Annotated in this window: 11 protein-coding genes and 1 pseudogene; 4 read left to right on the forward strand and 8 right to left on the reverse strand. The window is 53.0% G+C overall.

The features are described 5' to 3' along the window. Positions 1 to 375: 375 nt before the first annotated feature. Positions 376 to 708, forward strand: coding sequence for a YceK/YidQ family lipoprotein (locus JV241A_RS12735; protein ID WP_115087011.1), 333 nt, complete (start codon positions 376 to 378; stop codon positions 706 to 708). A gap of 221 nt (positions 709 to 929) precedes the next feature. Here JV241A_RS12735 and JV241A_RS12740 read toward each other — a convergent pair whose 3' ends face one another. From JV241A_RS12740 to JV241A_RS12750, 3 genes are all read right to left on the reverse strand, one after another. Beyond that, on the reverse strand, positions 930 to 2,009 hold the full coding sequence (locus tag JV241A_RS12740) for a 3-oxoacyl-[acyl-carrier-protein] synthase III C-terminal domain-containing protein (RefSeq protein ID WP_233674589.1): 1,080 nt from the start codon (positions 2,007 to 2,009) through the stop codon (positions 930 to 932). Positions 2,010 to 2,643: 634 nt separating this feature from the next. After that, entirely contained in the window at positions 2,644 to 3,309 is a 666-nt protein-coding gene (locus JV241A_RS12745; protein ID WP_134062829.1) for a TIGR02466 family protein, read from the reverse strand. A 173-nt stretch (positions 3,310 to 3,482) separates the two neighbouring features. Beyond that, the gene (locus JV241A_RS12750; RefSeq protein ID WP_134062831.1) at positions 3,483 to 3,797 is read right to left on the reverse strand and encodes a DUF2388 domain-containing protein; all 315 of its coding nucleotides are present in this window, start codon (positions 3,795 to 3,797) and stop codon (positions 3,483 to 3,485) included. Positions 3,798 to 4,693: 896 nt separating this feature from the next. Here JV241A_RS12750 and JV241A_RS12760 point away from each other — a divergent pair. Next, positions 4,694 to 5,101, forward strand: a complete 408-nt coding sequence (locus tag JV241A_RS12760; protein ID WP_134062843.1) for an NUDIX domain-containing protein — start codon at positions 4,694 to 4,696, stop codon at positions 5,099 to 5,101. A gap of 29 nt (positions 5,102 to 5,130) precedes the next feature. Here JV241A_RS12760 and JV241A_RS12765 read toward each other — a convergent pair whose 3' ends face one another. Beyond that, positions 5,131 to 5,919, reverse strand: coding sequence for an APH(3') family aminoglycoside O-phosphotransferase (locus JV241A_RS12765; protein ID WP_134062833.1), 789 nt, complete (start codon positions 5,917 to 5,919; stop codon positions 5,131 to 5,133). 158 nt (positions 5,920 to 6,077) lie between these two features. After that, positions 6,078 to 6,230, reverse strand: a complete 153-nt coding sequence (locus tag JV241A_RS27450) for a hypothetical protein (protein WP_166675691.1) — start codon at positions 6,228 to 6,230, stop codon at positions 6,078 to 6,080. Positions 6,231 to 6,379: 149 nt separating this feature from the next. On the opposite strand from JV241A_RS27450, the gene JV241A_RS12770 reads away from it, so the two are divergent. Beyond that, entirely contained in the window at positions 6,380 to 6,733 is a 354-nt protein-coding gene (locus JV241A_RS12770; RefSeq protein WP_134062835.1) for a hypothetical protein, read from the forward strand. A 32-nt stretch (positions 6,734 to 6,765) separates the two neighbouring features. Here JV241A_RS12770 and JV241A_RS27635 read toward each other — a convergent pair. Both JV241A_RS27635 and JV241A_RS12780 read right to left on the reverse strand, forming a co-directional pair. After that, a pseudogene (locus JV241A_RS27635) lies at positions 6,766 to 6,938 on the reverse strand (lysis protein); the annotation flags it as partial. A 51-nt stretch (positions 6,939 to 6,989) separates the two neighbouring features. Then, entirely contained in the window at positions 6,990 to 7,646 is a 657-nt protein-coding gene (locus tag JV241A_RS12780) for a Bax inhibitor-1 family protein (RefSeq protein WP_134062837.1), read from the reverse strand. 441 nt (positions 7,647 to 8,087) lie between these two features. Here JV241A_RS12780 and JV241A_RS27820 point away from each other — a divergent pair, with 441 nt between their 5' ends. Then, positions 8,088 to 8,216, forward strand: a complete 129-nt coding sequence (locus JV241A_RS27820; protein WP_275670884.1) for a hypothetical protein — start codon at positions 8,088 to 8,090, stop codon at positions 8,214 to 8,216. 498 nt (positions 8,217 to 8,714) lie between these two features. Here the strand turns inward: JV241A_RS27820 and JV241A_RS12790 are convergent. Next, a partial coding sequence (locus JV241A_RS12790) for an integrase core domain-containing protein (protein WP_166675692.1) occupies positions 8,715 to 8,952 on the reverse strand: 238 nt, incomplete at its 5' end.

The raw sequence follows: 8,952 nt of genomic DNA on the forward strand, positions 1-8,952 counted from the left end.
TGACCGAGCAGATCGCCAGCGCTCCGGCAGATGCCTACCGGGCAAAGTTTTGCGGACACGCCTGACTTAAAATGAAGTGGGACGCACCGTCAAAATACAGGTTCCATATACCAATTTAAACAATATTTCGTCGCCCGTAAGGCATGTTGAATCTCTTCAGTTTCGCCCGTCGAATCGACCACAACACCAACGCCGCCGGCCGCTGGACCGGGCGCCACCAGGAAAAACCTCGGCACGCGGGGAAGCGGGACGACGCCACGGGGGCATCACCAACAGGGAATAATGCGGAATGTGAACGTTGAAATGGGCGTGCATGACCCCTGGCATTTTGAATTTCGGTAATAATCACCGCCAACTTCAGCACGGACGCGCCACATGAAATTCTTCAGCACTCTACTGATCTCGATCTCGTTAACCGGTTGCGGGACGATCAACACGGTCTTCAGGGATGACATGATCTCCAGCAACAAGCTTGCCCGTTGGCACTCCAATTGCGATTCAATTCCACGAATCTACAGCGGTGCGGCATTGAATTACTGCACACTGGACGCAGCGCCCCGCCGTTCTGTCGGCTTTGATGGGTACCCTGCCGCGCCGTTGATACTTTTCGACCTGGCCCTGTCTGGCGTAGCAGATACCGTAGTGTTGCCCTACTCCATCTACCTGCAGAACGAGCACGGAGATATTCAAAAGGCACGTTTCGAGTAGCGGCGATTACTGCCGCAGGTTGGCGAACATGTGTTGTACGTAATCGGCTTGCCCAAGCGGTACGCAATCGAACTGGCGTAGACGGATTTCGCCTGGATGCTCAACTTGCCGCACAGATGCGGCAAGTTGATAGGTGCTTGCTGAGGAAGCTCAACAGCGGATTTCGGAACGACGACTTTCAGCTAGAAAATCGTCCCCGCAATGCCCTTTGCAATAGCACCCTACAAGGTAAATGACAGCGCAGAAAACACCATTCCGCCACTTCCTGCCCAGCCCATGCAGAACTGCCCTTTCTCGGCCTCCCCTCGGCTAACCGCATCAAAAATACCAAAGGGGATCGACGCAGTAATAATATTACCTGTTTTATGTCCAACGTGATGCAGCTTGCTATCAATACCAATCAACTGGCCAATGTGCTCCCACATTTTTGGCGAGCCGGTATGAATGAATACTTTATGGACATCCGCAGCCGAGACGTTTTGCAGATTGAACACTTTTATCGCTTCATTTCGACCATCTTCATGCAAGGCTGCTGCGTAGGAGTTGAACAGATACTGCCCACCGGTTGGTGCGATACGCGCAATATCCTCCTCATTGCAAAACAGCTTCCAGTCCGGCAGGGAAATAGTCGACAAGTCGCTCAGGTCAGGCCTGTTGATGTACGAAAATTTAAAATTCCCCGGGGCTTCATTACTGAGGATGGTGACGGTGGCCGCTTCACCGATGGTAAAACTGGGGAACTTGTAAGCCAGTTCTGCCGGTGACTGCAAAGAAAAGTTCTTTGGCATGACCGGCCCGCCATCCGACATGCCAAATTCCATGTTAACGATGGCTGCGTAGCGGATCTCCCCCGCTTCCATTTTGCTATTGATCACATCCATGGCCGTCACCCAACCGTTGCAGGCGTCGACAACATCAAAATTTCTGCAGTTCAGGCCCAGCGCCTTGGCAATGAAGGTACTGTTGGCAGGCTCGATGAACCCTCGCGTTACGTTCGGATAAATCAATAAATCCAGGTCTGCCTTGTTGATATCAGCTTGCGCGAGCGCCGAATTGAATGCTGCTTCCATCAGCTCCATCGGCTTCTCGTTGGCCGCCAGCCAATGCCGTGTTTCGCTGCCACTTTTCTCAAGCAGCTTGCCGATGGTCTTCAATGTTTTTGGCAGGTCATCCTGAAACGTATTTCTTGAGTGCTCCTCGACCAGGTTGATAACGTCCTGATTGGTGACGACGCGTGATGGAAGCAACCCAGACAGCCCAACTATCTTCATATAACGTCCTTGTTTGAAGTATTCATCCATTGCAATGACTGCGCATGAGTAGAGGCTTACTCATCCCTGTAAGCAACCACTGGCCGCCTCTATTTCTAGCACAAAAAAACAGTAAATCAAGGCCGCTAACAAAATTTACAACCTGCCATTCTGGCCAAGTAAACCACCCACTAAACACTCAATTATGTGCCTTAACAAAGGCTCAATAATGACGCAAATCAAGATTTAGCCAATTGGCGGCTGGCGTAATGCCATACAACCAGGTACGCAGCGCGCTATGAACTTGCTTCAGATACGCAGCTGTTTACCAACCACTTTGCTCCCCCGGCAGCCGATGAGATGCATTGCTCTATATCCAATGCGACCGATGGCGAATTCCTTGCTGTACCATCAGCCTTATAACGTCAGACTGATGTGGGTCATTCGCCTGGAAGACGATGTTTTTATAAACATCATGATTGAAACTTCCACACTTGGTGGCTTTATTGATACTTTGATTGATTAGGCTGCAACGCTTAGGCGCAGGCGCTCGACTTCCTGGGCAGACTGACCTGAATCCTGGGCAGCGTGGTATCGGCGCTGCGCATCGATGGCCGCTTCAACCCAACGCAGCTATTTCTGGATCGCTATGTCATTCACCGTTGCTCAATTGACCAGAAAGTCTTTAAAGTCCAAAATTAAAGGCTATGGATATGCGTGGCCTGGTGCCTTCAAAGCGTTGTACAGAATGCATAAGCCACGATGGAAACATAATGAATTTTCCACTTTCTGCAACACACGCACTACTAAACCCTGCAGTAAGACAGTCTTCAACTCTCATCCGTAGTGCCGGATTGTATGTCGAGGCGATCATGCCGCGCGGGTCCATAAACTCTATATCACCGCCAACAGCCGGATCTTCCTCTCGGCCGCCGTTGTCGACCCAGTAAACGCCTGACCAAAATGCACCAGGATGCCCATGAAGAGCATTACTGTCGCCAGCCTCAGTAACATTCACCCATGCATTAATCGTCCATTCGAAGCGGGGTTCAATAAATCCGAACTTCTCACTATGGACCGCTGTCAATTGAACGGCAAACGCTCTAGCAAATCGCACTAACGCATCACAGGCTTCCCCACCCCATTCAGTGAAGTCGCTTGCCGACTGCCAACCGCCTTCATTGCTATGCTTAACACCGTTTCGATTTTCCGCCATACGGCGGCTGATTAGGTTTTTCAGCTCGACATTGAGTCTTTCTGCGTCAGGGTAGTGAATACTGGCCAAAGGGGTCGCAAACAAACGCCGAATATTTATAAGTTCAGGGTTGAGTAAGTCAATGCTGGGCTGCATACATTTTTCCAAATTGCGTCAGTTACACTGCTGGACGTCGATGCCCCTGAGCTTGGTCAGATCGTTAATTGGCGTCATCGTCCCTGGATGTAGAGCGGTGTTAGTAAGGTGCTCGAAAATTGCTATTTGGCACCCTTCAACCACGAACAACAATCACCCCCGGCCAGATCAGGTCAGAGTGTTAAGATGGTGCACGCAAGTTGCTGGTCCGATATGCGGGAGACATCAAGCACCTCGCGAATCCTGACAAATGCTGCTTCAAGGCGAACTCCTCGAATGTCTCCATCGCTGGCGACGAAGGCGGCGGCGTCCTCCTTGGCGGCCAGAACGATTTTGTCGTCCTTGAACGAACTGCTGGTACCTTTGCTGGCACTCATACTCAGGCTTACGCTGAGGTCCGTGGTCATCACGAAGCTGGTGGCCTGCGCATGGGCGCCTACCAGGCAACCGACCAGGCAGAGCAGACGAAGCAGGGGGGTGGTTTTCATGAAGAGCTCGAAGTACGGCGAATGGGAGCGCACCTTAGCAAGAGCGACCACTTGATAACTTTATGAACATTGCTAAGTATTGTTAAAAAAATCTTTCCCAAGGCCCAGTCAATCGCCTTCGTAACTCATCAAGCCAGGCCCATTGGCATCGCCAGTCAATATTGCTGCCGGTACCTGCGCTGGCATCGGCAGTCGGCGGACGTCTCGGTTTAGCGAGGCGCGGGACAAGGTGGCGCGGAAGCTAACTGCCGACGGCAATGCGGACCTGGCTGTCAAAGTGCGGCAGTTCCAGTCTCGCGTTATCAGGCCGAAGGCGGCCTCAAAGATCGAGGACGTCGCGTTGGCGAAGTGGTCAGCCCGACCAAGTAATACGCTGATGCGGAAACGGCGCCTGATTATGCGGAAATGATCGGCTTTTCCGACCCACAAAGAAAAACCCCGCAGACGTTAATCTGCGGGGCTTTCAATAATGGAGGCCGAGGTCGGAATCGAACCGGCGTAGACGGATTTTTAGTTCCAAAACTTTCAGTTTTCAACGCCCGTGAAAGCCGCATTCTACAAGGGTGCCCACGTTCAGTTTTGGAACTGATTTTTCCCCCTCCTCCGGCGTCCTGCCGACCGAACACAATCCCCTCTTCCCCTGCAACCCGTCACCCTGAGCTGGTCAGAATTACCTTGCCTCGATTACTGCACATCCAAACAGCATTGATAGACCGAACCGTGATCATCGAAGAGGGCAGCTTCGCACTGGGTAAGCGCTCAGCCAAGTCACCTAGCATGGCTCAGGCAGGCAGCCAACCATTGGGTCAACAGTTGAGTGAGATGTAGACACGCTGCTAAACGCCGTGCTCAGATACCCCGCGAATGAAAAACGGATTAAATAGGGAGGATATATGATGTTTGAACTGCCTCGACTAGGCTGCGGCGCTGCGATAGTCCGCGATGGCCGCATTCTATTAATCCAGCGCCTGAAGGAGCCGGAAGCAGGTTGCTGGGGCTTACCCGGGGGGAAAGTAGATTTTCTCGAGGAGGTTGAACACGCTGTCGTGAGAGAGATCGATGAGGAGTTGGGTATCCAGCTTCGCGATATGACTCTCCTTTGCGTAGTCAACCAAATTGACTCAGAGAAAAAAACTCACTGGGTAGCGCCCGTTTATAAAGTTTCGCGGTTTGATGGCGATCCGTATTTGGTCGAGCCCGAGAAACATTCAGCTATCGGCTGGTTTTCTCTAGAGATGCTGCCCACGCTGTTAACTGTCGCCACTCGGGCAGCGTTGCCGCTGTTACGCAAGCAACTAACCTAATTGGCGCTTCAAGGGTTTTCGTTCAAAACCTAGAATAGCTCATCCAACTGCTCGAAAAATACACGCTTCGCAGACTGGTCAGGCTCGCCAAGCCCACGAAGAAAGTTGTTTGCTGCATTGTCCGAAACATCTTCGCGCAGGTTTCGATGAGCAAACGCAATGTCCAGCCAGCGATCCGCGATACCGCCACGCCCCAGATCGATAAAATGTAACTGGTCATGGGCGTCAACGAAAACATTGGTGTCACATAGGTCGCCATGACTGAACACACTCTCCTCGACCGGTCGCGTGGCGTGCAGGTGGGCTAGCAATTTCCTGGGTGTGCCAAGATTCGGCCATTGCTCCAGGTCGACATCATCAGCACACAACTCGCGGGAGATGAGATATCCCAGTTCATTTAGGCGCACCGAAACACTTGAGTCAAAAGGGCAATTTGTGATCGGCACAGCCTGCAGTTGGCGCAGTGCTTCGCGCAACAGCGCCAACATTGCGTCCTGATCGTCGCAGCGTGCTTGTATCGGTTCTCCAGGCACACAACGCGTGATCATGAACTCCCCGGCATCGCTTTCGGAAACGACTGCAACCTCGGGAACGTTCAGCCGGCCATCTAGCCATTGCAGCACATGAGCTTCACGCAAGACGCTGTAGGTCGTGGGCGTATAGATCGCTGGGCAGATTTTAAGGAAAAAACGTTCATTGCCTCGGGTGAAGCCGTAAACGCTGGCGGGAGACTCGCCCACCTCGTCGGCTACAAGTTGATTACCGCCAATAAATTGGGCAATGGCGCTGGGTAATTCGAAAGGAATCTGCAAGGACATATGCCCGTAACGGTGGATACAAGATTATACGCAGACCGGTTTACAGCTAACCGGAGGACGTTGCATGAAATATTGTTACAGAGCCTACCGTTGAGTCGTGTTCAATGCAGCAAGCGTGCAGGCCCACCAAGCGACCGCAGCTGGTACTCAGTAACAGCCTAGTACAGCGACTCAGCCTCCTGCCGCAAGCGTTCAACTTCCTTTGCTGGCTGGCCGGCGTCCTGGGCTGCTTGGTAGCGCCGCTGCGCATCGATGGCCTGCTGAATCAGCGCCTCGCCGGCCTCGATAACTCCAGCCAGAGTCTTCTTCATTGCCCTACCTTCCACTCGCATGCAGATCGGGTGTCATACAGTTTCGCTGCACCTTGAAATCCGGCATCCAACCATAATCGAATTTCTTTACTAAGCTTGGGGTATTTTAGCTCACAGCCTGTGAGCGGCATGACTACAAGGAGTCTGTCATGGGTCGTGAAATACCTGAAAAATACATCAAGCAGCAGAAATTTTTTAAACGAAAAGAACTGGTCTGGTCGATTACTCATTACGCGCTCGGGGTATCAGCAGGGGTACTAGCTTTCCTTGCAGCCAGCACTACAAAGCTCGGCACACCCACAGCCAGCACTCTAGCGATGCTGTCTGGAATAGTAGCGGCAGTGTTAACTTTTCTATCGCCAGCATCAAGGCGAAAAGCATATACGGAAGCTAGGGATTTAATGAGAATCGCTCGAATGCGGCATGAGGAGGATGGTAGTCGTACGATGGCGCAACTCATTGACGCGATGGAAACGGCATCTCAAGTTGTACGACGACGATAAGGAAGAGCGCGACTTAAAGCCGGGATCTATCCCTATTTTGTTATTTCTCGCACATAGGCTTGGCACGCCCGCAAGGCAATCAGCCCTTCGTCCCTTCCCCGGTGACAGCGACAATTCGTCGAGCAGCCTCTGGGTCAAGTTCGCCTCGCGGGGCTCCATGAACCACGCCGCCGGCGCCGGCAGAGGCTGGCACCCCACAGCCACTACCCTGGACTGGGGCGGCAAAGATTTCCGTCAGCCTAATGCTTGGCGTTCGTTACTTCTTGGACATGATCCGCAGGATGCGTAGGAACAGGTTGATGATGTCCAGGTACAGCGCAGCGGCACTGTCGATCGCGTTGTCAACGGTGCGCTCGATCTGGTTGGCGCGTCCCCAGTCCACGCCGATGTAGCCGCAGAAGACCGCGGCGACGATGTAGTCCATGACCGCCAGATGAGTGCCGAACAACAATGCCTGGCCCAGCTCGACGACGATCGACACCACCAGGGCGATGAACAGTGACGACTCGATCCGTTTGAAGAATGCCGGGAACACGGTCCCCAGTATCATCATCCCCGCAGTGAGCAGGATGGTGGTCTGCACAGCCTGAACGATGTGCTCATGCGAGTACCTGGGCAGTACCACTACAAGCAGCAGGCCGATCGGCACCACGATCAGGTTGTAGCCGAGGAAGCTGTACATCGGCTCCTGCGAGCGGAAGATGATAGCGACGCCGGACATCGCCAGGACGAAGTAGCCAACGTAGAACAGTATCGGGGGAATGGCCAGAATGACCTCGGCCGGAACCGTGGTGACCAGATACCAGTTCACCGCAAAACCCCACAGCAGCACGGCACCGAGTATGAGGTTGTAGATGTTGGCCGAAATCTGGTGGTTGGTACCGACCCGACTGAAGGTATCGTTTTCAATCATGTGTTGGGCTTTCCTTTGCTCAATATCCATGCCACGACAAGGCCGACGAAGGCTGGCACGATATCGTTCGATGATTGACCATGATGGCACATGGCTGCATCGCTATTAAAGAGACAAGATGGCATCCGCAAGAGCACGAGAAAAGGCCTGGGACAAAACAAGATCAGTGAGACTGATCAGCTCTGAAGACTGATTCTCTTGGTTGTTCTGAATCGCCCCGGATTCTCTAGACACCTTGCAAGTGTGTTTGGACTGCCCCCGGAAAGGTAGACATCCCCGGCCTATGCTTTGAGCATAGGAGGAAGTCTATGAGTACCCAGCGATACACCCCGGAATTCAAGGCGGAAGCCGTCAGGCAGGTGGTTGAACGCGGAGTTTTTGCACCCTGACACCCAAGAGCGCCACCTCCTCACCGTGACACGTGAGGAGGTGGCTGATCGAATGGATGACGTGCTGTTTGAAAAGCTGGTTGGCGAGCTATGCCGGTGCGAGACGGTTGGCGAAACCAACGTGCTGGATTGCTGCTGCGACGAAATAGCTGAGCAGTTCGAGCTGGTGAAGCCATCCTGACCAAGGAGTACATTTGTACTCCACCCCATTTTAACCCCGCTCCCTTCAAAGTCAGCCGCTAAAGCAGCAGGCGCCAAGATTGGGATGGGGGCGTAGCACCAGGCTCCACTACGCTTCGGTAGAGGCTCGATTAATTACAGCCTCAACTCGATAGCCGTCGGGATCGATCAAGAACGCTGCGTAATAATGGGCGCCATAATCTGAGCGCAAACCCGGGGCTCCGTTATCAGTACCTCCAGCGATTAGAGCCCTTAGATGGAACGAGTCGACGGCACCTCTTGATTGAGCAGAGAACGCCAAATGGAAACCAGGACCTGGAGCTACCGCATCCGGGCGAAGCTTTAAGCAAAACTTATCTTTCCCGTCCTCTACGCCATACCCAATAGCAGTCTCATCCTCGAAGACCCTACGAAACCCAAGCGCCTCCAATGCTGCATCGTAAAACCGCCCGGATTTGTCTAGATCTTTCACGCCAATTGAAAGGTGGTGGTGTAGTGGTCAACTAATCCCGGACACTGCGTTAAGTTTTTCTTCGGCAACAGCGGGCGCCAGACCGCTGTTGAACTGATGCGGTCGCTGCCAGTTGTAGCGCTGCATCAGAAACCGACCAATATCCTGCTGTGCCAGCGAAGCACTCATATAACCCACGGTCGGTACCCATTCCGTTTTCAGGCTGCGAAACAACCGTTCCATCGGTGCATTATCGTGGCAGTTTCCACGCCGACTCATGCTCTGC

Origin of the sequence: Pseudomonas sp. JV241A (genome assembly GCF_900275665.1) — a bacterium.
In the GTDB taxonomy this organism is placed as follows: domain Bacteria; phylum Pseudomonadota; class Gammaproteobacteria; order Pseudomonadales; family Pseudomonadaceae; genus Aquipseudomonas; species Aquipseudomonas wadenswilerensis.

Excerpts from the sequence above, each read along its gene's own strand:
- JV241A_RS12735 (WP_115087011.1), top strand. The coding sequence starts at position 376 with ATGAAATTCTTCAGCACTCTACTGATCTCGATCTCGTTAACCGGTTGC.
- JV241A_RS27820 (WP_275670884.1), top strand. The coding sequence starts at position 8,088 with ATGGATGACGTGCTGTTTGAAAAGCTGGTTGGCGAGCTATGCCGGTGC.
- JV241A_RS27450 (WP_166675691.1), bottom strand. The coding sequence starts at position 6,230 with ATGAAGAAGACTCTGGCTGGAGTTATCGAGGCCGGCGAGGCGCTGATT.
- JV241A_RS12740 (WP_233674589.1), bottom strand. The coding sequence starts at position 2,009 with ATGGATGAATACTTCAAACAAGGACGTTATATGAAGATAGTTGGGCTG.
- JV241A_RS12770 (WP_134062835.1), top strand. The coding sequence starts at position 6,380 with ATGGGTCGTGAAATACCTGAAAAATACATCAAGCAGCAGAAATTTTTT.
- JV241A_RS12750 (WP_134062831.1), bottom strand. The coding sequence starts at position 3,797 with ATGAAAACCACCCCCCTGCTTCGTCTGCTCTGCCTGGTCGGTTGCCTG.
- JV241A_RS12760 (WP_134062843.1), top strand. The coding sequence starts at position 4,694 with ATGTTTGAACTGCCTCGACTAGGCTGCGGCGCTGCGATAGTCCGCGAT.
- JV241A_RS12780 (WP_134062837.1), bottom strand. The coding sequence starts at position 7,646 with ATGATTGAAAACGATACCTTCAGTCGGGTCGGTACCAACCACCAGATT.
- JV241A_RS12745 (WP_134062829.1), bottom strand. The coding sequence starts at position 3,309 with ATGCAGCCCAGCATTGACTTACTCAACCCTGAACTTATAAATATTCGG.
- JV241A_RS12765 (WP_134062833.1), bottom strand. The coding sequence starts at position 5,919 with ATGTCCTTGCAGATTCCTTTCGAATTACCCAGCGCCATTGCCCAATTT.